Annotated in this window: 25 protein-coding genes; 17 read left to right on the top strand and 8 right to left on the bottom strand. The window is 67.3% G+C overall.

Annotated features, from left to right (window positions below; genetic code table 11):
- Positions 1 to 936 (bottom strand): TauD/TfdA dioxygenase family protein, encoded by a 936-nt coding sequence (locus F3087_RS08110; RefSeq protein WP_150401230.1) that lies wholly within the window; start codon positions 934 to 936, stop codon positions 1 to 3.
- 101 nt (positions 937 to 1,037) lie between these two features.
- On the bottom strand, positions 1,038 to 1,610 hold the full coding sequence (locus tag F3087_RS08115) for a CGNR zinc finger domain-containing protein (RefSeq protein WP_150401231.1): 573 nt from the start codon (positions 1,608 to 1,610) through the stop codon (positions 1,038 to 1,040).
- Between the two features lie 71 nt (positions 1,611 to 1,681).
- Here F3087_RS08115 and F3087_RS08120 point away from each other — a divergent pair, with 71 nt between their 5' ends.
- The 8 genes from F3087_RS08120 to F3087_RS08155 all read left to right on the top strand — a co-directional run bounded on the left by F3087_RS08120 (position 1,682) and on the right by F3087_RS08155 (position 8,097).
- Complete coding sequence (locus F3087_RS08120; protein ID WP_150401232.1) at positions 1,682 to 2,425, top strand: class I SAM-dependent methyltransferase; 744 nt, start codon at positions 1,682 to 1,684, stop codon at positions 2,423 to 2,425.
- 71 nt (positions 2,426 to 2,496) lie between these two features.
- Entirely contained in the window at positions 2,497 to 2,742 is a 246-nt protein-coding gene (mbp1, locus tag F3087_RS08125) for a microaggregate-binding protein 1 (RefSeq protein WP_150401233.1), read from the top strand.
- A 75-nt stretch (positions 2,743 to 2,817) separates the two neighbouring features.
- Positions 2,818 to 3,159: a plasmid stabilization protein gene (locus F3087_RS08130; protein WP_150401234.1), complete on the top strand. Its 342-nt coding sequence runs from the start codon at positions 2,818 to 2,820 to the stop codon at positions 3,157 to 3,159.
- 6 nt (positions 3,160 to 3,165) lie between these two features.
- Positions 3,166 to 3,630 (top strand): SRPBCC family protein, encoded by a 465-nt coding sequence (locus tag F3087_RS08135; RefSeq protein ID WP_150401235.1) that lies wholly within the window; start codon positions 3,166 to 3,168, stop codon positions 3,628 to 3,630.
- Positions 3,631 to 3,743: 113 nt separating this feature from the next.
- Entirely contained in the window at positions 3,744 to 5,177 is a 1,434-nt protein-coding gene (locus F3087_RS08140; protein ID WP_150401236.1) for a CYTH and CHAD domain-containing protein, read from the top strand.
- Positions 5,178 to 5,442: 265 nt separating this feature from the next.
- Positions 5,443 to 5,949 (top strand): hypothetical protein, encoded by a 507-nt coding sequence (locus F3087_RS08145; RefSeq protein WP_150401237.1) that lies wholly within the window; start codon positions 5,443 to 5,445, stop codon positions 5,947 to 5,949.
- A 168-nt stretch (positions 5,950 to 6,117) separates the two neighbouring features.
- Positions 6,118 to 7,113 carry an alpha/beta hydrolase gene (locus F3087_RS08150; RefSeq protein ID WP_223884912.1) on the top strand — a complete coding sequence of 332 codons (996 nt, stop codon included), beginning with the start codon at positions 6,118 to 6,120 and terminating at the stop codon, positions 7,111 to 7,113.
- A gap of 87 nt (positions 7,114 to 7,200) precedes the next feature.
- Positions 7,201 to 8,097 (top strand): aromatic prenyltransferase, encoded by an 897-nt coding sequence (locus F3087_RS08155; RefSeq protein WP_150401238.1) that lies wholly within the window; start codon positions 7,201 to 7,203, stop codon positions 8,095 to 8,097.
- A 3-nt stretch (positions 8,098 to 8,100) separates the two neighbouring features.
- Here the strand turns inward: F3087_RS08155 and F3087_RS08160 are convergent, their stop codons facing one another.
- A complete protein-coding gene (locus F3087_RS08160; RefSeq protein WP_150401239.1) occupies positions 8,101 to 8,835 on the bottom strand; it encodes a helix-turn-helix domain-containing protein in 735 nt (244 codons plus the stop codon).
- Between the two features lie 195 nt (positions 8,836 to 9,030).
- Here F3087_RS08160 and F3087_RS08165 point away from each other — a divergent pair, with 195 nt between their 5' ends.
- Both F3087_RS08165 and F3087_RS08170 read left to right on the top strand, forming a co-directional pair.
- A complete protein-coding gene (locus tag F3087_RS08165) occupies positions 9,031 to 9,528 on the top strand; it encodes a hypothetical protein (RefSeq protein WP_223884913.1) in 498 nt (165 codons plus the stop codon).
- Positions 9,529 to 9,756: 228 nt separating this feature from the next.
- Positions 9,757 to 10,137 (top strand): PLD nuclease N-terminal domain-containing protein, encoded by a 381-nt coding sequence (locus F3087_RS08170; RefSeq protein ID WP_150401240.1) that lies wholly within the window; start codon positions 9,757 to 9,759, stop codon positions 10,135 to 10,137.
- Here the strand turns inward: F3087_RS08170 and F3087_RS08175 are convergent.
- The 4 genes from F3087_RS08175 to F3087_RS08190 form a co-directional block, all read right to left on the bottom strand.
- Complete coding sequence (locus tag F3087_RS08175) at positions 10,134 to 11,705, bottom strand: MFS transporter (protein WP_150401241.1); 1,572 nt, start codon at positions 11,703 to 11,705, stop codon at positions 10,134 to 10,136. The two genes, F3087_RS08170 and F3087_RS08175, sit on opposite strands and share 4 nt — an antisense overlap.
- 142 nt (positions 11,706 to 11,847) lie before the next feature.
- Entirely contained in the window at positions 11,848 to 12,861 is a 1,014-nt protein-coding gene (locus tag F3087_RS08180; RefSeq protein WP_150401242.1) for a hypothetical protein, read from the bottom strand.
- A 72-nt stretch (positions 12,862 to 12,933) separates the two neighbouring features.
- Positions 12,934 to 13,404: a hypothetical protein gene (locus F3087_RS08185; RefSeq protein ID WP_223884914.1), complete on the bottom strand. Its 471-nt coding sequence runs from the start codon at positions 13,402 to 13,404 to the stop codon at positions 12,934 to 12,936.
- A gap of 25 nt (positions 13,405 to 13,429) precedes the next feature.
- Positions 13,430 to 13,876: an ester cyclase gene (locus F3087_RS08190; protein WP_150401243.1), complete on the bottom strand. Its 447-nt coding sequence runs from the start codon at positions 13,874 to 13,876 to the stop codon at positions 13,430 to 13,432.
- Between the two features lie 314 nt (positions 13,877 to 14,190).
- Between F3087_RS08190 and F3087_RS08195 the strand changes: the two genes are divergently transcribed.
- The 7 genes from F3087_RS08195 (at position 14,191) to F3087_RS08225 (ending at position 22,352) form a co-directional block, all read left to right on the top strand.
- Positions 14,191 to 14,391, top strand: a complete 201-nt coding sequence (locus F3087_RS08195) for a hypothetical protein (RefSeq protein WP_150401244.1) — start codon at positions 14,191 to 14,193, stop codon at positions 14,389 to 14,391.
- Between the two features lie 108 nt (positions 14,392 to 14,499).
- Complete coding sequence (locus F3087_RS08200) at positions 14,500 to 17,115, top strand: helix-turn-helix transcriptional regulator (protein ID WP_150401245.1); 2,616 nt, start codon at positions 14,500 to 14,502, stop codon at positions 17,113 to 17,115.
- 216 nt (positions 17,116 to 17,331) lie between these two features.
- The gene (locus F3087_RS08205) at positions 17,332 to 18,000 is read left to right on the top strand and encodes an LppU/SCO3897 family protein (RefSeq protein WP_150401246.1); all 669 of its coding nucleotides are present in this window, start codon (positions 17,332 to 17,334) and stop codon (positions 17,998 to 18,000) included.
- Between the two features lie 61 nt (positions 18,001 to 18,061).
- Positions 18,062 to 18,874 (top strand): adenylate/guanylate cyclase domain-containing protein, encoded by an 813-nt coding sequence (locus F3087_RS08210; protein WP_150401247.1) that lies wholly within the window; start codon positions 18,062 to 18,064, stop codon positions 18,872 to 18,874.
- Positions 18,875 to 18,999: 125 nt separating this feature from the next.
- Entirely contained in the window at positions 19,000 to 20,361 is a 1,362-nt protein-coding gene (locus tag F3087_RS08215; protein ID WP_150401248.1) for a hypothetical protein, read from the top strand.
- Entirely contained in the window at positions 20,361 to 21,728 is a 1,368-nt protein-coding gene (locus F3087_RS08220) for an outer membrane protein assembly factor BamB family protein (protein WP_150401249.1), read from the top strand. The genes F3087_RS08215 and F3087_RS08220 overlap by 1 nt, the downstream gene beginning before the upstream one ends.
- A gap of 81 nt (positions 21,729 to 21,809) precedes the next feature.
- Complete coding sequence (locus F3087_RS08225) at positions 21,810 to 22,352, top strand: VanZ family protein (protein WP_150401250.1); 543 nt, start codon at positions 21,810 to 21,812, stop codon at positions 22,350 to 22,352.
- Here the strand turns inward: F3087_RS08225 and F3087_RS08230 are convergent.
- The gene (locus tag F3087_RS08230) at positions 22,318 to 25,653 is read right to left on the bottom strand and encodes an AfsR/SARP family transcriptional regulator (protein ID WP_150401251.1); all 3,336 of its coding nucleotides are present in this window, start codon (positions 25,651 to 25,653) and stop codon (positions 22,318 to 22,320) included. The two genes, F3087_RS08225 and F3087_RS08230, sit on opposite strands and share 35 nt — an antisense overlap.
- Positions 25,654 to 25,687: the final 34 nt, after the last annotated feature.

The raw sequence follows: 25,687 nt of genomic DNA on the forward strand, positions 1-25,687 counted from the left end.
CTATGCTGCCCCTTTCAGGTCGATGGCCGAGTAGTACTCGGCATTGCCGGCGATCACCGTGCTCGACGCGCCGTCGACGCCGACCGGAACGCTCCCGGCCAGGGTGATGCGGGTCAGCCTGCGGTGTTCGCTGCCGTCGTAGTCGTCGATGGCGTAGTGCTGGGTGGCGTGGTTGTCCCAGATCGCGACGTCACCCAGCGACCAGTCCCAGCGGGTGGTGTTCTCCAGGCGGGTCACCCGATCCTGGAACAGCCGGAACAGTGCGTGCGATTCGCTGTTCGACAGGCCGGCGATCTGCTTCACGAAGCAGCCAAGCAGCAGGGCGCGCTCGCCGGTTTCCGGGTGCACATGCACCACCGGGTGCTCGGTTTCGAAGTAGGTGGATTCGAACTCGCGACGGTAGGCCTTGCCGTTCTCGTCCAGGCCCGCTTCGTTCTCCGCGGCGTAGTCGTACTGATTGGAGTGCCGCGCGCGCAGGCTCTCGGCCAGCCGCTTGAGCGGTTCCGGCAGCGCGTTGTACGCGGCCACGGTAGACGCCCAGGTGGTCGAGCCCCCGTAGCTGGGCAGCGCGACCGCGCGCAGGATCGACGCCTTCGGCACCCGATCGACGAACGTGACATCGGTGTGCCACACGTTGGAACGACCATGCTTCGAATCGATGGCCAGGCTCTTCACGCCCGCCGAGGTGAGCGTCGGATGCGGGCTGGTCGGGGTGCCGAGCAGCTCCGCGAACTCGTACTGCCCGTCCTCGGTCAGGTGCTGCTGCCCGCGGAAGAAGATCACCTTGTGCTCGTGCAGCGCCGCGCGAACGGTCGCGACGGTCGCCGCGTCCAGATCGGCGCCCAGCCGGACACCCTCGATCCGGGCGCCGATGTGCGCGCCGAGCTTGACCACCCGCACGGCGGTATCGGTCTCCGGCAGGTAATCGACGGACATACGAGGGCCTTTCGCTCAACCTGATGGTCTCGTCCGACGAAACCATCCCGGGCCGGGCCTGGCCAGTATTACGGTCAGCCAGATCGAAACGGACGACCGGTTCAGGTGCTCGATGCCCGCCGGGCCCGGAATGCCGCTGTCTTCGACCGGTTTTGGCACGCGGTGCTGCAAAAACGCTTGGTGCCGTTGCGGGAGGTGTCGAGGTAGACGCGGTCGCAGTTGTCGGCCGAGCAGACGCCGATCCGGTCGGCGTGTTCGCTGCCGAGCACGAAGGCCAGGCCGACCGCGGAGGCGGCGGCGATTCCGTCGACCAGCGCGGCATCGGGTGCGTGGAAGTGCAAGTGCCAGGGGCGCGTGCCGTGCCGGATGAGCGTTGGCCTGGCGCCGTATTCGGTGATCATCGCGTTGATCTGAGTGGCGGCGCGGTCCATGTCCGCGTCGGCGACCGCGTCGAACACCTCCCGAAGTTGCCCAGCGGCGCGGGCCATGCCGTCGGTGTCGGCCGGCTGGACCAGATAGCCGTAGGCCGAGACCACGGTGTTCAACCGGTCGAGCAGCTCCGCCTCGTCGGCCGCAGGCGGATACGGCCTGCCGCGGCGTTCGCCGGGCACGGTGACGTTCACCAGCTCGACGCCGTCCCGGACCACGGCCAATGTGTGACTGTCTAAATGCACTTGATCAGTCACCTCGCTTTCGATATGGTCGTTACTGTCGTTGAAGATTATGACAGTAACGGGAGTTGCTCATGTCGCTCACACCCACCCTCGCCAAGACCTGGATCGATCGCTGGGATCGTCAGCAAGAGGGATACCTGCCCGACCGCGAAACCATGTTCGCGGTCATCGCCGACGCGGTCGCCGCCAACACCGACCGCCCGGACCCGCTCGTCCTCGATATCGCCTGCGGCCCGGGGTCGCTCGGCGCCCGCATTCGCGAACGGCTGCCGCACGCCCGGGTGATCGGCGTCGACGCCGACCCGGTGCTGCTCGAATTGGCCCGCACCGCATACGGATTCGAACTCGTCGATCGCAACCTGGCCGACCCGGCCTGGATCGCCGAGCTGCCCGCCGAGCCGGTCGACGCGATCGTCAGCACCACCGCACTGCACTGGCTCGACCGAGACCAGCTCGCCGCGCTCTACACCGAGTCCGCAAAGCTGTTGCGCCCCGGCGGCATTCTGCTCAACGGCGACGACATGGCCACGCAGGCAACGGATATCGACCACCTGCACGACGTGATCTGGACCCGCCAGATCGAACGCGAAGGCGTCGGCGATCGCGAAGGCTGGGTCGAATGGTGGACGGCGATCACCGCCGAACCGGAACTGTCCGCCGCCGTAGCCGAACGCGACAACCGCCGCTGGGAGCATCCCGCCGACAACGGCGTCACCTACGACCAGCATCTGAACCTGTTGCGCGCGGCCGGATTCCGGACCGTCGAGTCGATCTGGCAATACGGTCGCCGGCGCATCGTCGCCGCCGTCAACTAGCGGATTAGCACCTTCGGCAGCGGGTATGCGCCCCGATGTCAACCGTTCATCGGATTGTGTCGGAGGTACTGGTGTCAGAGCATGAAAGCGGACCCCGCGAAGGGATCGAAGGCGTTGTCGAAGGCGTGAAGGGCAAGGTCAAGGAGGCTGCTGGCGTCGTCACCGGAGACGAGAACCTCAAAGGTGAGGGACAAGCACAGCAGGACAAGGCCGCATCCGAACGCGAAGCCGCGCAGAAGGAAGCGGAAGCGGAGAAGGCCCGCGCGGAAGCCAAGGTGGACGAGGCGCGGCAGGCCGGATATCAGCACGACCAGTAGCCGTCGAAGAACCCGCAGGCCGGCGGTGGTTTGCCGCCGGGCTCGCGGGTTATCCGGCGAACAGGAGGTGTGATCATGCCGAAGGAATGGACCGCCAAGCAGGAACGTCAGTACGAACACATCCGCGATTCGGAGAAGTCGCAGGGCAACAGCGCCCGTGCGGCCAAGGAGATCGCGGCGCGCACGGTGAACAAGATTCGCGCGCAGGCAGGTCAGACCAAGACGGCCAGCCGGACCTCGATCGAAGACATGAAACCGCAGCAGCGCGCCGGGCTGCGCGCCCGTCAGCGCAATGCCCCGACCGGCCCGACGCGCGACCAGCTCTACAACGAGGCCCGCCAGCGCGGCATCGAGGGCCGTTCGAAAATGAACAAGAGTCAGCTGGCCAAAGCACTGGACGCGAAGAAAAGGAAGTAGGTACGCATGAGTAGCACGCTGGCCGCCACCGTGGACGTCGAAGTACCGGTCCGCACCGCCTACAACCAGTGGACGCAGTTCGAGTCGTTCCCCGAATTCATGGAGGGCGTCGAGGCGGTGCAGCAGCTCGACGACCAGCACACCCACTGGAAGATTCACGTCGGTCCCGCGACCCGTGAATTCGACGCGACCATTACCGAGCAGCACCCCGACGAACGAGTCGCCTGGAAATCCGACAACGGTCCGCAGCACGCGGGCGTCATCACCTTCCATCGACTCGACGACACCCACACCCGGATCACCGCCCAAATGGAGGTCGACCCCGAGGGTTTCGTGGAAACCGCCGCCGACGTCCTCGGTGTGCTGAAGCACCGCGTGAATGGCGATATGCAGCGCTTCAAGCAATTCATCGAGAGCAGGCATCACGAAACCGGCGCGTGGCGCGGTGATATCGCGCGCCCCGACGCCTGATCGGCCGGACCCGGGGGAGCCGATTTCGTTAGCGGCGAGCGGTTTTCGAGCTCGCCGCTGACGTCGGCGTTGGCGCGCTGTTTCGGGTGCGGCAGGCCGGGAAGGCTATATGGATGAAGGACGTATTAGAACGCGAAACGAAATGGGAGGTCGACCGGGCATTCACGCTGCCGCCGATCGACGACATCGTGCCCGGCGGGCACATCGAGGAAACGTCGGTCGAACTCACCAGCACTTATTTCGACACCTCCGCGCGTGACCTGCTCACGCATAATTTGACGTTGCGTCGCCGGGCCGGCGCCGACGAATCGGGTTGGCAACTCAAGGTTCCGCAGGCCGACGGGCGCGTCGAGCTGGTCGCCGAATGGTCCGACGAAATGCCGAGCGAACTGGCCGATCTCGTCACCGGTGCCGCGTTGGGGCAGCAGTTGCGCGCGATCACGACGATTCACACGCTGCGTAATCGGCACCGCGTGCTCGGCCCGGACGGCGAACTAGTTCTCGAGATCGATGACGATGTCGTGCGCACGACACCCGCCGATGCCGACGCGGACGCACTGGCGTGGCGCGAGATCGAGGTCGAACTCGGCCCGCACACCGACGCCGTCCCCGCGCTGCTGATGGACCGGCTCGCCGAGGCGGGCGCGTCCAAGGCGCAATATCCGTCGAAGCTTTCGCGCGCATTGCCGCAGCCGAGCCCGCGCGCCGCCGGCTCGAAGGCCGAGCGTGCGATCCACGACTATCTGATCGCGCAGATCGACACGATCTTCGCCGGCGATGTCGCACTGCGCCGCGGCGAGGACCCGATCCACGACACCCGCGTCGCGACCCGGCGACTACGCAGCACGTTGCGCGTGTTCGCCGCACTGCTGGACCGCTCCGCGATCGACGGCATCGCCGACGAGCTGAAGTGGTACGCGGGCCTGCTCGGCGAGGTCCGCGACTGCCAGGTGCAGCGCGCCCGGCTGGCCGGCAAGATCGGCGATCTGCCGCCCGAACTCGTGCTCGGCCCGGTGGCCGCGCGCATCGAGAAGACGCTGCTCGAACGGCAGCTGACCAGCCGCAACGTGCTCGCCGAGGCGATGGACTCGCCGCGCTACCTGGCTCTGCTCGCGGTGTTGCAATCCTGGAAGCCGGAGCCGCCGTTCACGATTCGGTTGCGTACGCGCGAACTGGTGCGGCGCGCCCGGCGTGCCGCAGGCAAGGCCGACAAGCGGCTCGCGCAGGCGGTGCGGGATCGGCGCGACGAGTCCCTGCACCGGGCGCGCAAGGCCGCCAAACGCGCCCGCTACGCCGCCGAACTGCACGAACCTGTGCGAAAGAGCGCGGAGGCGAAGTCGAACATCAAGTACTACAAGCGGCTTCAGCGCGTGCTAGGCGACCACAACGACGGTGTCGTCTCGGCCGATTTCCTGTGGCGTACCGCGACCACGGCAGGCACGGCGGCGGGGGAGAACGGCTTCACCTATGGCCTGCTCTACGCCAACGAAAAGCACGCGGCTGAACGCGCGCGAACGGCCGTCGCGGCGGTCGCGGACCGTCGATAGCGGCAAACCGCGCGGCAGGAATGTGACGTAGCAATAAAAGCATGGGTTGCGCTCGTCCGGTGATTCGCCGGCAAAATATTGGGAAACACCCTGGTGCCGACGTGATTTGGCTGTTATCCGTCACGGCGACCGACCCCCGATTTTGTGATACCCGTCTGCTATTGATGCGCCATTGACAACTGGCGCATGCATGCTGAATTCTTGCCGGGTGACGGGGAAAGGGCCGAGCCGGCGAAAACCGCCATCGCACGTGTTAGGAGAATTGATGACTTTGCCGCAGTGGCCGGACCAGGACATCACACAGCTACGTGAGGTCGCGGACCGAATCGCGACCCTCATCCAGCGCAACACCGAAGGCAGCGGGGGACTGCCGCGTTTCGTCGACGCCCTGCGCCAGAGCGGGCCGATCGCGGAACTGCTGATCGAATACTCGGTCCGCTGGTTCAACGACAGCAACGGCGAGTCCGTCCTGCTCGGACCCGAGTTGTACTGGGTGCTCACCGAGACCGTTCCGGTCGAGGAACAGGTCGCCGCCGGGGAAGGCTTCGGCCAGGCAGGCATGAACTGCCATCCGGTCACCCGCACCCGGCAGATGCTGCTGATCTGCGTGCTGGAAAAGCTGTCGACCCGCCCGTGGCGCCCGGAAACTCCGGAGCAGGCCGCGGCGATGGTCAAGCGGCGCTACAGCGACAACGCGCGACCGGTGCTGCCTACTCGCTCGCCGGAGCCGGTCGGCGTCGAAGGCGTGATCTCGACCTCGCAGTTCCCGTAGGGTTCCAACGTCGAAAACCCGTGCGGTGCACGGTGTATTCGGCTCATCGATCGGGTTCGACTGTGGCAGAGACGCGTTCGTCATCGCGGTTAGCTCGTCGGCTGCGGTCGATATGTTCATGTTTTGTCGCACGGCACGCATGACACGGGTGGGATAGCGTGCGGGACTATGGGTTTCGCGCGCACCGCATTCGCGGTCGCCGCTGCCGTGGTGCTCGCGTCGGCAGGTGTCGCGCATGCGGAGGCGGACGATCCGGGGCGGTGTGAAGATCTGCGACTAGGAGTGCCCGGTGGCGAGCTGGGCGCCCGGTTGTGTCTGCCGGGGCAAGCCGCCGACACGCTGCTGGTGCTGATCCCCGGTGCGGCGATCAATGCGCGGTACTGGGATTGGCCCTACGAACCGGCGACCTACAGCTTCCGGCGGGCGGTCAATGCCGCCGGCTTCGCGGTGCTCTCGATCGACCGATTCGGCGCCGGCAGCAGTTCCCGGCCGCCGAGTGGCACCGTCACCTCGGCGCGCGAGGCCGACGCGGTCACCGGAATCATCGCGGGAATTCGACGCGGCGGCATTGCCGGACATGAGCCGTTCGCGAAGATTGTGCTGGGCGGGGTGTCGCTGGGTGCGGGCATCGGCGTGCTCGCCGCGATCGGCGGCGCACCGCTCGACGGTCTGCTGCTGACCGCCTACTCCCATTCGGTGACCCCGTCGAACACCATGGCCGTCGCGGGAACGTTCCGTCCCGCGGTCACCGATCCGGACCGGCGGTTCGCCGGCTACGACCCCGGATACCTGACCACCGAGCCCGGCACGCGCGCCGGCAGTTTCGCCGGCCCCGGCACCGATCCCGCGCTGCTCGCCGTCGATGAAAACCAGGTCAAAGACACGTTCTCGCTCACCGAAATGATCACCGGCCTGGCCGCGACCACCGGGTCGTCGACGCGGCGGATCGCCGCGCCGGTGCTGATCGTCAACGGCGCGCAGGACAAACTCTGTTCGGTGTGCGCGACCGACGAAACCCTGTACGCGGCCGAGGCGCCGTACTTCGGGCCCGCCGCGCGACTGCGCACCTTCGTGCTGCCCGACGCCGGGCACGCGCTGGTCATCGCCCGGAACACGGGTGCGCACCAGGCTGCCGTCATCGATTGGCTGCGTTCGCTCGGCTGATTCCTGGTCCCCTCCGGCCCGCGCGAGCGCTATCGTGGATGCGCCTTACACCTGTTCTGCCCGTTGCAATTCGAGGTGGTGGTTCCCATGAGCGCATCCGGCGTGACCGCAGAGATCTTCCGACGGGATCTGCGTGAGTTCGCGCGTCTGGCCGAAACCCGTTACGACCCCGTGGTTGTCGACGCGGTGCTGGACGCGCTCGGCGAGCGGTGGGCCGACGCCTGGCTAGCCGTGCGCACGACGACGCATCCGGCGCCGGTCCGGCAGGTCAGCGCGCGGTTCATGAACCTGCCTGCGGCGGCGGATCCGGTCGGTAAGTTGCGGGCGGCCGGATTGCTCGACTTCGTCGGGCACCCGATGGAGGAACTGCTGGCGCAGGTCTCGGCCGCCGTGCCGGTGGACTGGGGCATCGACGTCGCCGTCGACCGCGGCGTGCAGAAGATCTGGACCGCCTTCCCGGACCTGATCAGCGTGGACCGGATCGTGAGTTTCGCGGGCATGCCGGCCTCGGCGCGCGATCACGCCGAACGGCTGAGCCGGTGGGGTGGGGGCGAAATCGCCTTGATGGCGGTGGATTTCGTCAATCGAACGCTGAATCTGTACACCCAGATCCTGGCGCCGGGGCAGCTCACCGCCACCGACATGGCCACGATCCTGCGCGAGCTCGATTTCGTCGCCGCCGACGAGGACGAGCTGGCCGCCGTGGGCTGGCCCTACACGGTGTACGCGACCTTCAACTGGACCACACCGAACGTGCAGCGGATCTGCTTCCCGGCCCGCTACACCGCGGAGACCTTTCCGGCGATCGATCCGGTGCTGACCCGCTTCGTCGAAGGCGCGCCGTTCGCCGGGCCGGGGCCGCGCGGCTTCGCCTTCTATGCCGCCTACGGTCCGACCGAGCGGTACTACAAAGTCCAAGTCGACTACACCTCGGCGGCGCGGCAAACGCTGCCGGGCGGTGTCGGTGTGCCGCAGTCGCGGTAGCGGTCAGGCGCGGGACGGCGCGTCCACGAGTTTCTCCATCCGGCGGATGACATCGATCTGCGCAGGGTTGTACAGGTCCTCGAGGGCGGCGCTGATCGTCCGGCCGGCGAAGTGCGTGCCGCGGGGCGCGTCGGTGATCGGCGCCCGAAGCTGCGGGTGGTCGTCGAGCAGCGTCTGAAAGGCGGGTGCCAGCCGTTCGGCCAGCTCGCTGCGGGTCCGCTGATCGGCATCGGGCGGCAGCCGGTCCAGCTCGAGCACACCGGGGTGGGTGTAGTAGGCCTCCAGCGTCTCGGCGTACACCCGCAGCGTCGAGGGGCCGAGCACGCGCGCGAGCACGACGAGCAGCGCCCGGTCGGCGTCCGGGATATCGGCCGCCATGGTGGCCGCGGCCAGCTCCCGCGGCAGATCGGTCGGGGTCGGTGCGCGGAGAACCGATGCGAGTTCACTCCGAATCCGTTGTAGCCGCTCGATATTCGTGGCCATCTCGTCATCCAGCGCGCGCAACGCGTGTTCCGGATGCTCGTCCGCCGCACCCATCTCCGCGATCCGCGTCAGCGAAAACCCTAGATCCCGCAGCCGTTTGATCCGTAACAGCCGCACCAGGTGGGCAACCCCATAGCTCTTGTAGCCGTTGGACTTTCGTTCCGGCTCGTCGAGCAAACCCACGTCATGATAGTGCCGCACCGCCCGCAGGCTCGTCCCGGCGAGCTCGGCGACCTGACGAGTGCTCCACGCCATGACAGCCTCCTCTGGACTCGGATCCGCCGGCGCCTGCCGACACCCAACAGTCAAAACCATGCCGTCAGGTCAAGGTCAAACTCCCTGGTCATCCGGACCGGGCGAAATTCAGGGACGAGTTGGGGGATCATCCCGATGTCCGCCGACGTCCCTGTGGATCAGGATCGATCGATCAGCTGATTCGGGAGGGATCTGATGTCGTCGGCCACTGATGAACACGTACAGACCACTCAGGCTCCGGGCAGGTGGACGAATGCGCTTCTGCTGCTGGCAGGTTCGGCCTCGATAGTATTCGCCATCGGTACCGCGCTCCAAGCCTTCGTGATCGTCAACCAGGACACCCTGACTCGCATGATGATCCTGGCCGACGCCGATCCTGTTGGCGCAGAAGGATTTCTGACCGCTTTCCGGCTGGTCGGCTGCGTCTGCCTGATCGGCAACGCGATCGGCATCCTAGCCCTCCGCCGCCGCCCATCGCCGTGGCTGTTCTGGCTGATGCTCGCCGTAAACGCCACCCAGGCAGTCGGTTTGAAGGCTGTCCCTGCGGAGATGTTCACCGCCGCCCGCGACGAATTCGGCTGGCCAGGCATGCTTCCATCACTCATCACCGACGGCGGTGCCGCCATACTGGCCATCATCCTGCTGGCCACCTACGCGGTAACCCACACCACATGGGGTCAAGTCCGGCGATGAACCCGCCGCGCGCACGCGATATGGCGTTCAGGTGACGCGCATCGCACCCGTCGCGCGAAGATCGGCGGTCGGATAAGGTGACCGTGGGCGCGGCCACGGGGGTTGATCGGGGTCGCTGAATATTCATTGTTGCCAGTTTCGGGCAGGGCATGCCCCGGGCCGGTTGGGGGAGATTCACCGAATCGCCGCACGGACAGGTCGTTGGCTGGCGTACGAGGAGGTTTTTTCGTGCCATACGCGGTTGTGGGTCTGTTGACCCTTGCGTTGTGGATCTACTGTCTGATCGACATCATCACCTGCCCTGACGTGGGAATTCGGCATCTGCCGAAGATGGGGTGGTTGATCGTCGTCATCCTGCTGCCGACCATCGGCGCCCTGCTCTGGCTGTTCGCGGGCCGCCCGCTGAACGAGACCGGCCCGCGCTCGACCACCAGCTATTCCGAATACGACCGCCCCGGTCGCTACGTCGCCCAGGACCCGGAGGCCGACGCGGCATTCCTGCGCGGACTGCGCGAGCGCGCCGAACAGCAGCGCGCCGAAGCCCGCCGCCAGGAAGCCGCTCGGCAAAGTGACCTGGATCGCAGGCGCGAACAGGGCGAACAGCTCTAGTCAGGTTCCGCATCGCGCTCCCCGCCGACCTTCGCCCTGGCGACAGCGCCGGGAGTAGGCGCATCGCGGTGCGGCAACCAGATCGCCGCGCTCACCGCGCCGAGTGCGGTGATCGCGGCGGCAGTGCACGCACCGGCGTGCATGCCGTCGGTGAACGCCAGTTCGGTGGTCCGGATCGCCTGCGCGGCAAGGGGATCGGGCAGCCGAGTCGCGATGCCCAGCGCGTTGATCACCGAGTCTTGTCCGTGCTCGATGAGCTGAGGCGAAATGCCGAGTGCACGCCACTGCTCCGCGAGGCGACCGCGAAAGATCGAGCTCAACACCGAACCCATCACCGCGACACCCAACGCCACACCGACCTCGCGCGTGGTGTCGTTGACCGCGGAACCGACCCCCGCCTTGTCCGGCGGCACCGTGCTGATCAGCGCGTCCGTTGCCGGCCCGGTGGTGAGTGCCAGACCGATCGCGACGATCGACATCGCCAGCACAACCGGACCGAAGTACGGCGCGTCGACCGATATCACGGTGGCGATGAGGAAGCCGCCGCACATACAGGCCAACCCCGAGGCCACCACGATCTTGTTCCCGATCCGCCGCGTCAGCACGAGCGCAACTGGCGAGAAGACCGCAACGCAGATCGCGAATGGCAACGTCGCCACCCCGGTGCGCACGGTGCCGTAGCCGCGCACGATCTGAAAGAAGAACATGATCATGAAGACCAGTCCGACCAGCCCGAAGAAGGCGGTGGCGATGGCACCGCTCGCCACGGCGAAGCGCGGATTGCCGAAGAGCGAAACATCAAGCAGTGGTGTGGGATTGCGCCGTTCCCAGCCGTAGAAAACCGACAATAACGCGGCCGCGGCAACGAAGGCACCGACCGTCGTCCGACTGGTCCATCCGTGTCCCGGCGCCTCGATAATGGCCCAGACGAACAACGTCAGACCACCTGCGGCCGTCACCGCGCCGATCACGTCGAAGCGTCCGGGGCGCGGCGTCCGCCATTCCGGCACGACCATCATCGAGGCGACAATCGCTACGGCCGCGACCGGCACCGTGACCAGAAATACCGAGCCCCACCAGAAATGCGCGAGCAACAGCCCACCGGTCAGCGGCCCGAGCGCGATCGAAACCCCGGAAACCCCTGACCAGATCCCGATGGCCAGCGCCTTCTCGCCGCGATCGGTGAACACCGCCGCGATCACCGCCAATGTAGTCGGATAGATCAGCGCCGCCGCGACCCCCATCGCCGCCTGCCAGCCGATCAACGGTCCGATACTGGTACAGGTCGAGGCTGCCGCCGACGACGCGGCAAAACCGGCCAGCCCGATCACCATCACCCGTCGGTGCCCGTATCGGTCCGCGAGGTAGCCACCGACCAAGAGCAGCCCCGCGAATGCGAGAACATAAGCGTCGACGACCCATTGCAATGCCGTCGTCGTGGCGCCGAGTTGAATACCGAGCTCTGGCAACGCGATGTTGACGATGGTGTTGTCGATCCCGATCACCAGCACCGCCAGACACACCGTGGCCAGTATCAACCAACGCGAAGACCGTTCGAGTCCCACCATCTGCGACCACCTGATCGTCCGGTACGGATCGGTCCCCGGCCAGCTCGACCGGCTGGTCTCACGGAATCACAGCACTCATGTTATGCGCTATTTGCTGACTATTCGCCATTTCGGCGATCTAGTGCGGACTCGAATCGGGTGCCTATGCCGACGGCGGATTCCAGCGGCGCGCCAGCTCGTCGAGTCGATCGCGGATATGCCGAATTCGTTTGTCCGGTGCTGTTTTCGACGAGAACAGCGAGACCGACAGGGGATTCAATCGGGTCCGTGCGGGGTGTGGCACATCTGTGCGTTGCAGGATGCCGCCGAGTTCGGGTCCGTACCCGAGATCGACGACTATCTGGTCGGCTCGGTATTCGCTGCGGGCGACGACCGGTCGCACCGCCAGTGCCGCGATCTCGGGTAACAGTCGCAGCAGCAAGGCCGGTGCGAGACCGATGATCACCGTGGCCGCCGCGACCGTCGGGCAGGCGACGAGCACCCGGCTGAACACGGTCCAGCCGATCCCGAACACCCGGGAACTGCGCTCGGGCATCCGCCGCGCGATCGCATCGCCGACCGTGACCAGACCCAGACCCGACAGCAAGGCCCGTTCGATCCACACCACGGGCAGGTTGTAATGCCGGAAAGTCAACTGCCAGAACGCAGCACGTCCCTGAACCCGTTGCGCGAGTTGATGCGCGAGCGCCGCCTCCAACTCCCGCGGGCTCAGCCGTTGCGACGACTCGGGCGGCGTGGTGATCATCCGGCGCGGCACCACGAACTGCCGATCGGCGCCCTGCACCCACAGCGTGTACGACGCCGCGGAAACCCCGCCCTTGTGCGCGACCTTCGCCCACGCGGAACTCAATTTGCCCTGCTCATCGGCCGTCGGCTGCCGCACCCGGAATACCCGCAGCAGCCAACGCCGCGGCGGGCTCCGGAAGCACACCACACTCCAGACAAAACACACCACAAACCACGCCGCAGGCAACGCACCGGGAGCGCCGACGCCGAGCGCGCGGCCGAGCCCATAGAGCAACACCGTCATCGACGCCGCGGACGGTATCGCAGACAGCAGCAGCACAATCGATGCCCGCACGCGGTCGGCGATCGACCGCCGGGCAACTGCAGTTCCGCCTGGGTAATTCGCCTTGGCGATCACTTCGGAGGTCATGCCCGACCGTACAGCGGATTCCGGCCACACCGTTAAACCACCGGTGATCAACCGGTGGCCGACGGCTGGCCATCAGGAGCCGGGAATTGGCCCGTGACCAGGGCCGTCGACCGGTTGCCCTGATTCGCCGGTCTTCACATCGGAGGTGTTCGTCTCATTCGGGGCCGGCGCGGCAGCAGTAGTGTCGTCGGTCCCGTAGCGCCTGCGCAGCAGATGGTGCGCGACCGCGAGGGCGACGGCCGCCACGACGACGAGGGCGGCGAGGAACGGATTGATGTCCTTCGAGAGGCTCTGCGCCGGATCGGACCGGAGCCGCCAGATACCAAGGGGCACAGCATAAGCCGCGGCAAGCGCGACGGCGAAGCAACGCAGCGGGCGCAGCCGCGCATCCCGCAGCGTGCCGATCAGCGCGATCACCACCGGCACGACGGCCACCATCGCGAACTGTCCGATGATCAGGACCGGCACCGCCCACGCCGAGATGATGACGGACCGGGCGGCGGGATACCCATCGCGTTCGCGACGTGGTGTTGTGCTGAACATGTGCTTGTCCTCCGAGCCGAGCCGTCTAGAGCTGAACGCCGAGCGACCCGAGCAGCACATGGGTGTCCGAATTGACCCAGTACTCGACGATCAGATCCCGCTCGATGCGCAGAATGTCCGTTCCGGTGAAGCGGATCGCGGTGCCCGCCGGGGCGGTCGCACCGGGGAACCCGCCGCCGTAGTTGCCGACGGCGATCCAGCGGAGCGCGAGCTGGTCCCGGTCGATGATGGGGCCGACCTGCACGGTGAACACCAGCTCGGTGAACGCGGCGCGGATCTGCGCGATCCAGTCGACCAGCCCGTCCGGCCCGCGGACCGCGCTCCCGTCGGTGCCGTCCAGCATCGCGGCGTGCACGCCGAACTCCGGCGCGACGATATCGCTGACCGAGGAGTAGTCGCCGTTCCAGAGGGCCAACCAGCCGTCTACGAGTTGCTGGGCGGTGCGGGCCGGGGCGGTGGTGTGCTGTTCCATGACGAGCCTTTCGGATTGCGTTGTCGGAGAATCAGTTTCGAGAAGGACTTCGGGGCGGGCCGCTAGATTGAGGCAGCGATCGCGTTCCCATGCCAGTAAGTTTCGTGGCGACGGCGACCTGCTCGCGTCGGTAGTTCCTACCTATTACCTAGGGACCGCGCCTTACCTAGAGCTGCGCCGCCGGTTCGCGCCTCGCCCAGGACCAGCCATTGCGCACAGCGAGGTCGAATCATGTTGCGGCAGCGCTCGTTTGCGCATGCTCGCGCTGCCCGGCGGTTAGGCTCGACAGATCTCATGCCGTCGTCCGCCACCCCATGCACGCCGGAACACTGCTCTATCTGGGGGCGATGCCCGTCGCCCTCGGATCCTGGTGGGGTTTGGTCGTGTTCGCGGTCATTCTGCCGCTGTCCTTGGTGCAGCTGTTCTACGAGGAGAAACTCGTCCGCGCGAAGGTCCCCGACTACGCGGACTACGCCCAGAAGGTCGAGTACCGACTGCTGCCGCACATCTGGTGACCAGGGCCGGGTGGCGTATCGGCGGCGTGCACGCCAAGATCGTCGGGTGAACCAGAGGTATCGCGCGCTTCGGTGGATGATCGCGCCGAGCGTTGAAGAGGCACGATCGTGAGCTATTTGGTCGGGCGATCGGCGGAAACGGCGCGCCTCTTCGCGCTCCTGCACGAGGCCCGCGAATCCCGCGGCGGCGCGGTGGTCGTGCTGGGGGAGGCGGGCATCGGCAAGAGCTCTCTGCTGGAACACCTGGCCAAGGCATCCTCGGGTTTCATGGTCATGCGCGCTTCAGGCGCCGAATTCGAAACCGAACTGCCGTATTCGAGCCTGCATCAGCTGTGCGCCCCGGTGCTCGAACACCTCGACGCGCTGCCTGCCCCGCATCGCACCGCACTGCGGATCGCCTTCGGCCTGGAGACCGGCACCCCTGACCCGTTCCTGGCCGGTGCGGCGGCCCTCGGCCTGCTGCTCGAAACCGATCGACCGCTGCTGTGCCTCATCGATGACGCGCAATGGCTCGACCACGCCTCCGCGCGCGCACTGGCTTTCGTGGCCCGCCGGATCGGCGCCGAACGAGTCGCGCTGGTCTTCGCCGCGCGCGAAGGCTTGGCCGCGCTGGATCAATTGCCGCAGCTGACCGTCGAGCGGCTGAGCGAATCCGAGGCGCGGTCGGTCCTGGTTCGCGAGGTCCCGTCCTCGCTGGACGTGCGGGTGCGCGACCGCATCCTGGCCGAGGCCCGAGGCAACCCGCTGGCCTTGGTGGAACTGCCGCGGACCGCCGGTCTGGCCGGCCTGGCCGGCGGTTTCGACCTGCCCGCGCCGCGCGTCGCCGAACGGAGCTTCCGTGCCCGCCTCGAAGTGCTGTCCCCCGAGGTCCGGCTGCTGCTGACGGTGGCCGCCGCCGAGCCGGTCGGCGATCCCGGCCTGCTCTGGGCCGCGGCGGCGCTCCTCGGTATCGAGGACGCGGCCGCCGGCGAGGTACCGCTGGTCGAATTCGGCACCCGGGTGCGCTTCATCCATCCGCTGGCCCGCTCGGCGGTCTACCACGCGGCGACCGCCGCCGAACGTCGCCGCGCGCACGGCGCGCTGGCCCAGGTCAGCGATCCGGTCGCCGACCCGGACCGGGTCGCCTGGCATCGCGGGCTGGCCAGCGCGGGCCCCGACGAGGACGTGGCGGTCGCGCTGACCCAGTCCGCGGCTCGCGCCCGGGCCCGGGGTGGGCAGGCCGCCGCGGCGGCGTTCCTGGAACGCGCGGCCGCGCTGACCCTCGAACCCGGCATGCGCACCGAGCGGGTACTCGCCGCGGTCGAAGCGAAACTGTCGGTCGGCGACTTCGGCGTTGCCGCGGAACTACTGTCCACCCTCGACTCCGAGGACCCGCGGGTCGACCTGCTGCGCGGCCGAATCTCGTTCGCCCGCTTCCGCGGTGAGGATCAGCCGACCGATCATCTGCTGCGGGCCGCCGCCAAGCTGGCCGGGCCGGATCCGGTCCGGGCGCGCGAGTATTACGTGGACGCGATCGAAATGTCCACGCTCACCGGCGGTCTCGACGCGGTGATCGCCGCCGCCCGCACCGCACCGCCCAGTCCACAACCGCAGACGAGCGCGGACATCATCCTGGACGGCGTCGTCGCACTGGTCGTCGAGGGACATCAGGCCGCCGCGAAGCTGCTGCGCGCCGTCGTGGCCGGCGGCGCGGACCCGGCCTGGTCCAGCTGGCCCACCCTCGGATTCCTACTGGCCCTCGAATTTTGGGACGGCGACGCCATGCGCGGGGTCGCCACCCGGGCCACCGAGTCCGGCCGCGAGCTCGGCTCATTTCACCTGTTGCCGATCGGCTTGGCCATGCTCGCCACCGTCAACGCGTACGCCGGCGACTTCGGCGCCGCGGCCGCGATGATCTCCGAGGAGGAGGCGATCGCGGAGGCTACCGGCGCCGCCCCGCTCGTCTATCCGCGAATCCACTTGGCGGCGTTGCGCGGTCGGCGAGTCGAGGCCGAGCAGCTGTTCGCCGGAGTCGGGCCGCACATGTCCTTGAGCGTGCAACACGCGACCGCCATCCTCAACAACGGTCTCGCCGACTATCCGGCGGCCATGCGGGCCGCCGAACTCGCCGTCGCCACCGGCAGTCTCGGGTCGGCCGGCCTTGCGCTACCGGAACTCGTCGAGGCCGCCGTGCGCTGCCGCGAATTACCCACCGCGCGAGCGGCTCTCGCGACGCTGACCGATCGGGCCGGGGCGGGCGATCAGCCGTGGGGTCGCGGAGTCGAAACGTACGCACGAGCTTTGGTGGACGACGACGAAGACACCTATCGAAAAGCCGTGTCCCTGCTCGAATCCAGCAACCTCGCCGTCTGGGCTGCCCGCGCCCACCTGATCTACGGCGAATGGCTGCGCCGTCAAGGCCGCCGCCGTGACGCCAGAACCGAACTCCGCCTGGCCCACGAAGCGTTCTCGGCCTTCGGCGCCGAAGCCTTCACCGGCCGAGCCGCCGCCGAACTCCGCGCCACCGGCGAACAGACCCGCAGCCGATCCACCCCCGACGTCGAAACCCTCACCGTCCAGGAAATCCACATCGCCCGCCTGGTGGCCGACGGCGCCACCTCGAAAGAGGTAGCCGCCAAACTCTTCCTGAGCCCCCGCACCGTAGACGCCCACCTGCGCAACATCTTCCGCAAACTGGGCATCAACTCGCGCAGGCAACTCCGCGACCTCCCTGCCATCAAATAACGGTCGACTGCCACATTCACCGGCCTGCCGAACATGATTGGGCACTTGTCGGTGGGTCGTGATTGAATCTCGACGATTGTGCTGGAATCCGCCGTGTGCGGAGGGGGAGGGATCGTGCGGTACTGGATCGGTGCTGTTTTGGCATGCCTTGCGCTGGTGGTCAGTGGGTGTTCGCTGGTCGGGGCGGCAACGAAATCGGTCGCGCAAGGCGATTGCGTGAAGCAGGACGGTGCGGATTTCACCGTGGTCGACTGCTCGTCGGCAGAGGCCAAATTCGTCGTGTTGAAGAAGCTGAGCGGCTCGGAATACACCTGCAAGGACGTGGCGGGGGTGACGTACACGTATTACGAGGACAAGCAGGTCTGTCTCGGGGACAAGGGCGCTGATCCGCAGCAGGCGAGCAATTCCGCGCGCCCGGGCGACTGCCTCACCGATTCCAGCGTGCCCCCGGTGCGCAAACTGCCGTGCACCGACCCGCAGTCCATCTACAAGGTCCTGGAACGCAAAGACGGCGGACTCAGCTCCTTGGCTTGCGACAGCGTGACCGGCACCGAGGTCACCTACACGTGGGAGCTCAAACAGATCGGCGACGGCAAGAAATTCCCGAAGCTCGGCCCGGATCTCATCTTCTGCCTGGCGCACAAGGAAGTCGACACCACCCGCGCCCTGGAAAACGCCAAAACCGGTGACTGCCTGCGCGATACGAACATCAAGCCGAATCTGGAAACCACCGACTGCGGCGGCAACGACGCGAAATACCGCGTCCTGCGGATCGTCGGCACCGGCCACCAGTGCGACAACGTCCAGGGCGCAACGAGTTCGTTCACCTTCACCCCGGGCGGCCTGGCCATTCCGCGAGTGTTCTGCGTCGCCAGACTGCGCTGAATCCGCTCCGGTCGGCTAGGGTCGGACTCGCTCTGGCCGACCACTACCTGCGACGGATCCCATGATGATCGAGCTCGTACTTGCCGCGGTTGCCGCAGTGGAGGCCGTCGGTCTGGTGGTGTTGTTCGTGCTGCTGACCCGCAGCCGCCGGGAATTCGACGAGCTGCAACGCAAGGTCGACAGCAGGCAACTGCTGATGATCAGCGGCCGGGAAGCGGTGAAGACCGTGTGGGATACCGCGAACCTGTTGCGCAAGAAGGGCTTCCGGGGCGCGGTGCTCACCTCGATCGAGAATCTGGCGGGCTGGGCGCAGGTCGAACGACCGGATCTGGCCGGCCTGACGCCGGACGGGCACGTCGTGATCATGTTCTCCGACATCGAGGGCTCCACAGCGCTCAACGAACGGCTCGGTGATCAGGCCTGGGTCAAACTGCTCGGTCGCCACGACCGGCTGATCCGCAACTGCGTCGCCAAGCACGACGGGCACATCGTGAAGAGCCAAGGCGACGGCTTCATGATCGCGTTCGCCGAACCCGAGCAGGCGGTGCGCTGCGGTCTCGGCATCCAGAGCGCACTCGGCAACGGGGCCAAACCCATTGGCCGCGAACGCGTCCGGGTGCGGATCGGCATCCACATGGGCAAGTCCGTTCGCCGCGGCGACGATCTGTTCGGCCGGAACGTGGCGATGGCGGCCCGGGTCGCCGATCAGGCGAACGGCGGGGAGATCCTGATCAGCGAGGCGGTGCGCGAGTCCCTCGCCGGCGAACCGGATATCGCGGTGGTCGCCGAACGCGACGTCGAACTGAAGGGCCTGCACGGCACTCACCGCCTCTACACGGTCGACCGCGCACGGTCGGAGCAGCGCCCGCAGTAGCCGGCACCGCAATCACGGCGAAAGGCCGACCTCGATGTCGGCCGTCTTCGCCCATGCCGAATCATGGACGGGTTCCGCGTGTGGCAGGCAGCATCCGGACTCGACGGACAGGGGCAACACAGCAGATGGACAGTGGCGAGGAGCGAGACGAGCGGGAGCCGTCGCCGAGGATGACCGGCTGGACGGTGGCGCTGACCTGTGTGGCGATCGTGGCCGGCGGCGTGATCGTCGGCGGGTTGTTGCACAGCCGGGAACCGGAGCTGACCACCGCGCCGGTGGTTCCGTCGCCGATCACGGCTCAGCCGGAGGTCGACAGTTCCTATGTCACTCCGCCGGTCGTGTACCCCGTGGACATCCCGGGGTGCGCGGTCGTCGAGCCACCCAGTACTGGTCCGTCGATGTCGTTCGTCGAAGCGGAACCTTCCGGCTACGACAATCCGGCCTATCCGTGGTTCTCCGGCCCCAAAGCGGTGGCGATGTCGCAAGCGCTGCGCGACGCACTCCCGGACGCGGTCGATGTCGGGTTCGCGCCGGTCAAGGAATCGCTGCTCTTCGACCCGATCTTCGATCCGACCACCGATTCCGGCGAGCGGGACCTCGGCGCAGGCTGGACCACTGCTCACGGGCCGCTGCTCCGGGACGGCAAGCCGGGTCAATTGATGGTGTCGGTGAAGCAGTCCACGGCGCCGATTCCACCTTGTGTCGCAGGCGATCTCGATGAACGCCGTCGCCTCGCCGACGGCACGACCGTCGATGTGCACGATACCTGGAGCGAGAGTCGCGGGGTTCGCACGTTGACCCGTTCCGCGTACGCCTACCTGCCCGACGGCACCGTCGCCACCGCTCGGGCGACCGATGACAGCATGGACGGCAGCAGCCATTCCGGCACGGTGCCGCTGTCCCTCGACGATCTTGCCGCGGTCGCCACAGCCGCCGGACTCCGCGTCAGCACACCCGTGCCGCCGGGTACGCCGGACGTGCCGCAATCCTGCCACGGCGGTTCGGATTCCGGGGGAACGATCGACGAGGCCGCCGCTCACCGGCTGGATGCTGTGCTGGCGCGAATCCCGTTGGACGGCCTCGCTTTCGATCGGCCGCTCGGCCAGCTGCGACCGTCGGAGTCGGGCGCCAGTGGGGTGTGCCAGGCCGTTCAGGTGACCACCCAGGGGCGGCAATCGTTGCTGAGTGTCGCGATCGCGGTGGGACAGCGGGTTCCGGAGACCGCGGCGTCCGGGTCTGTCGGTGACCGCGTCCAGTCCCGGCAACTGCCGGATGGAGCGGTGGTCGAGAGCCGGGAGTCCCGGTCGACGAAGTACGCGAACGAGGCAGGCGCACAGCCTATTCCGGAGACCAGCCGCATCGTCACGGTCACCCGCCGGTCGGGCACTCAGATCCGGGTGAGTTCCACCGCCGAGGGCGCTACCGAAGCTTTGCCTTTCGACCAGCTGGAGGCGATCGCCACGAACCCGGACCTCGAGGTGCGCTGATGAAATCCATCCCAGGCCTGCGCGGGCTGCTTCTCGCGGCCACTGCGGCGGTGATCACCAGTGCCGGAGCGGTTTTCGTGCTGATCCAGCCGGACGATGGAACGCGCAAGATCACCGGCACCGCCGACGCAGCGCCCGGACTGGGTTGGTCGGTCGCCGCCGCCACCGACGGACACCCGAAGGCGGAGTTCCGTAATCCGGTCGGCGGGACCGAGTTCGACGTCGGCAGCGCGGGATTCGTCGAGGCCGGCGACACTCTGATCACGGTGACCGGCACCTCGAACGGCGATATGGCGCTACAGGATCCGACGATGGTCGGCATCGATGCGACCACCGGTGCGGTGCGCTGGCGAACGCCCGCCGCAGACCTGGGCGGTTGTGGTCGTGTCCCGGTCGACGGCCGCCTCGTGTGTTTCTCGGTCCCGGTCACCGGGCAAGGTGCCCTCGTCGGGTTCGACATCGGCAGCGGCGAGATCACCCGGACACCCACGGACTGGCTGGTTTTCGCGCTCGCGACCACCGCCGATCGGGTGTACATCGCCGAGGGCGACGTCGAATCCGACGACGTCCGCGTGCACGCCGGAACCCTCGCCCGGCCCGAGGCGAACTGGTCCCGCGCGTTCCCCATCGGCACCTTGTGGGAGGACGTCTCGACCGACGCGCTGGACGTCACCCACGGACAGGGCCTGCTGACCCTCGGCGCCCATGTCGCCGGATTCGATCTCGGCACCGGCGAACCCACCTTGACCGCGGATCTCGCCGGATGCGCCAGCAGCGGGTCGACGAGCGCGGCACTGGTCATCCGAACCAAGTCCGGCTGCTCCGGCAACGGGATCTCCGGCACCGACATCCTCGACCGCACCGGACGTGTACTCGCCGCCAGCGATGTCAAGGTGACCCACTCGCTCACACTCGACCAACCCGCCGACGACACCATCCCCGTCCTGCTCGGCGACAGCGCGCGCGATCGCCGCACCGGAGCAGTGGTCTGGACCAGCGCCGACCTCGTCGCCGTCAACGGCACCGCGACCGCCGTCCTCGGCGACGTCGCGTTGCTCCGAGATGACGTCGCGCACAAGATGACCGGCCTGGACATGCGAACCGGACGCCGGCTCTGGCAGATCGATTCCCAACGCTCCGGTACAGCGGACGCCTGGGACGGACACGTCGTCGTCCTGTCCGACTCCACCGGCCTCTGGGCGATGGACCCGAAAACCGGTAAAACGATCTGGGACATCCCATTCCGCGCCGTGAACGACAAACCCGAAGCCATCACCGGCGGTGGGCAATTGGCGGCCCGAAACAATGGCAGCTACGTCTATGCCTCCGCTCACACGATGATCGGTCTGCGCCCTATCGACCATTAGCAGGTGTAGATACGGTGTGGATTGTGTAGATGGTTCGCGGAGCAGAGTTGCGGCACAAGGTATTCGGATGAGACTGGCGACGTGAACGGCACCTGGACGGCATGGGGCGACGTCGTACTCGCCGCGATCGCCGCCATACCGATCGCCGCTATCGCGGCATGGTGGCTCGCCCGACGCCGCGGCCGGCGAGCGGCGCTCTGCGATGTCGGCATGGTGTTCGGCACCGCGCCGTGGCTGTGGATGATCCTCACGCCCAAGGGAACTGGGCGCTCCCTCAACCTGATCCCGCTACGCGACCTCACCGAGCAGCTGTCCGACAACCGAGTCGTCGAACAGTTCGGCGGAAACCTTCTGGTCTTCGCCGCCCTCGGCTTTCTCCTGCCGATCCGCCTACCCTGGTTCGCGCACCCGTCCCGCATCCTGCTCACCGGCGCGGCGGCCTCGATCGCGGTCGAGACCCTGCAATACGTCCTCGCGATCGGTCGCCACTCGTCCATCGACGACGTCCTGCTGAACGCCGTCGGCGCCCTGCTCGCGGGCATCCTCTCCCGGCCCTGGTGGGCGCGGCCCGACGAGGCGCCCCGCTACCTCACGACATCTCCTGGTCAACCATCGCGGCCATAGCCGACGCGCGCAGCGCGGGCGTCATATTGCTCAGGATCAGATCCGCGGCCCGCCGGAACTCCGCCGACTGCGTCTCCGCCGCCCTGGTCGCCGTACTCGCGAGGAACGTCGAGTCGATGCTCGCGACGTGATTGGCGATCCGCTGGGTCTCCGGAATCCCCAACCCGGCCGCGATCGTCAACGCCGCCTTCCAGCGCTGCCGGGCCACGGAGAAGTGCGCCGAGCAGTAGTGCACCGTGGCGATCGCATCGTTGGCCAGCACCTCCTCATACGGCGACCCGGACGCGTAGGCGATGTGCAGCGCCCGCTCGTACTGGGTGAGCGCCTCCCGATACTGCCCCTGCCGGCGATGCACGTCCCCGATCCCGAGATGCGTGCAGCACTTGAGGATCAGATCGTTGTTCCGCTCGGCCCGCGCCGACGCGGTCCGGAATCCGTCCAGCGCCAGGTCGAATTGCTTCAACGCGCAGTACACGTTGCCGATGCGGATCGAGAAGTAGTTGTGGAACAACGTATTCGACGGCATCGGCGACAACGCCTTGCGCGCGTCCTCCAGGTGCGCGAGCGCGTCGTCGTAGCGGCCGATCCGCATGTCGGTGTCGCTCATCCGCATCAGCGCGCAGGCGCGCAGATACGGATCGTTGGTCTCGTCCGCGACGCCGACCGCCTGGTGCAGATAGTCGAAAGCGTCGTCGTAGTAGCCCATCCGCTCATGCACCTGGCCCAAACCCTGTAGGGCGTAGCCCTCCATGAACTTGTCCCCGCTCCACCGCGCCAACGACAACGCCTGGTGGTATCCCATCAGCGCGTCCCGATACCGGCCCTGCCGGAAGTAGACCAGCCCGCTGTGGTGCATAGCCCTTGCGGCACTGGCATAGTCGTTCATTCCGTGCGCGAGCCGCACCGCGTCGTTGAGCACCACCAGCGCCTGCCGGCAGTGCCGCATCCGCCAGAGCGTGTACCCGAGATTGACCAGCAGGCGGCACTCCTCGGCCTGCTCGCCGCTGTTGCGCGCGACCTCGACCGCATCGAAGTGCAACGTGATGGCGTCATCGGAGCACCGCAGTCCGGTCACATAGGGCCACCACAGGATTTCGGAGAACAGCCTCGTGTAATCGGACCACCGCCCCCGGGTCGCCTCGCGCGCAATGGCGAGCAGATTGAGTCGTTCGCTGTGCAACCAGGCCACACATTCCTGGTGACTGGCCAGCGCGGGTGTCGGCGTTCCCGGCACCGGCAGGTCGACGATACGACTGGTTCGATCGGGCAGAATCTTGCTGCCCACCGCCCAGGCGCAATATCGGTAGTAGTCGAACAGCCGGGTCAGTGCGGCGCCGTCTTCGAGGTCCGAGGCCTGCGCCAGGGTCGCGGCATAATCGCGCACCAGGTTGTGGAACCGGTAGCGCTCGGAGACCACCTGTTCCAGCAGATGAACGTCCACCAGCGCTTCCAGCAACTGCTCTGCGGCATCTATCCCGATGTCGGCAAGAGCGGCAGTCGCATAGGTATCGAAGTCGCGACCGGGGTGCAATCCGAGCAGCCGGAACGCGTTCTGCTGATCGACCGGCAGATCGTGAAAACTGGCCGACAGCGCGGCCGCCACACTCCGCGATCCCGCGGACAGGTGCTCGAGCCGATTGGTGGGGTGCCGAAGCCGCTCGGCCAATCGATCGATCGGCCAGACCGGCCGCGCGCGCAGCCGTCCGGCCGCGATCCGGATCGCCAGCGGAAGATATCCGCACAGCCGAACCGTTTCCTCGACCGCGTCCGGCTCGGCCATTATTCGGTCGTCATTGACGATCGTGGTGAACAACGCCGTCGCGTCCGCGCGTGAAAGCACATCCAGTGAAAGGGTTTTGGAGACCTCCAAATCCACCAGCCGGCGCCGGCTGGTGATCAGCACCAGGCAACTGGGTGTACCGGGCAGTAGCGGCCTGATCTGGTCGGCATCGGCGACATTGTCCAATACCAGCAACGCCGCCCGAGTCGCGATTTCGGTGCGCCACAACGCCGCTCGCGCGTCCAGATCCGGCGGTATCGACTCGCTCGGCACGCCCAGCGCGCGCAACAGCCGCTCCAGCGCCACCATCGGATCGAGGGGAGTGCTGTCCGCGGCGTGCCCGTGCAGGTCGAGATACAGCTGGGCGTCCGGAAAACGGGCGCTGAGCTGGTGCGCCGCATGGATGGCCAACGTCGTCTTACCCACGCCGGCCATGCCGTCGATGGCCTTGATCAGCACGGTCGGGCGGACCGCCACCGGCGGGATGTCGGTCAGCAACCGGGCCATCTCGCCGTCGCGACCGGTGAAGTCCGCGATATCGCCGGGCAATTGGTTCCGGCTGGGCACGACGTCGGGGCGAGATTCTGTTTTACTGCCGCGGACGATCACGTCGGCGGCGGAATCCTCCGCGACCGGCTCCTCGGGGGGCGGCGGCAGTTGGTCCAGGCCGGTGAAATCCGCGACGTTGTAAACGGATTCATTCCGGCCGGTCGGTGTCCTGGTGGCCGCGAGCGGCGGCTCGATCTCGTCGCGCAGGATCCGCCGGTGCAACTCGCGCAGCTCGCGCCCCGGTTCGATGCCGATCTCGTCGGCGAGCCTGCGCTGCGCGTCCTGGAAGACCATCAGCGCCTCGGCCTGCCTGCCGCAGTGGTAGAGGCCGAGCATGAGCAGCGTACGAAACCGCTCCTGCAGCGGATACGAGCTGACCAGCGGCGCGAGCTCGGCCACCGCCTCGGCGTGCTGGCCGCGCGCGAGCTTGATCCCCGCGCGGTGCTCGAGCGCGGCCAGGTACCGCTCCTGCAACCTGCGGCGTTCGGCCTCGACGATCGGGCCGGCCAGGCCGCTGAACGGCTCACCCCGCCACAGCGCCAGCGCGGCGTCGGTGTGTGAGGCCGCCGCGGCCAGGTCGCTGTTGCGCCGGCAACGTTCGGCCGTCGCGATGAGCCGGTCGAACGCCACGTGGTCCGACAGCGACGGGTCACCGTGCAGCACGTACCCCGTATCCGCCCGTACCAGTGCGGGTTCGGCGACTCGACGGCGCGGCGCCAGGACCCGGCGCAGGCGGCTGACGTAGGTCTGTACACCGTTGCGCGCGTCGCTCGGCGGGTGTTCGCCCCACACCCCGTCGATAATTGCATTCACCGAAACTGGACGGTTCATTTCTAGCAGGAGTGCCGCAAGGACAGCCTGTTGTTTCGCTGGACCCAACTCGATTTCACGGTCATCACACCATGCCGTGAACGAGCCGAGCACGCCGTATCTGATCTGTGTTTGCGCCATGGACAAGCCCTCCTGAACCATGTGCTGCCAGCGCTGAGCATAGGTGGCGCAGGAC

The sequence above is a fragment of the Nocardia colli genome, assembly GCF_008704205.1.
GTDB lineage: Bacteria > Actinomycetota > Actinomycetes > Mycobacteriales > Mycobacteriaceae > Nocardia > Nocardia colli.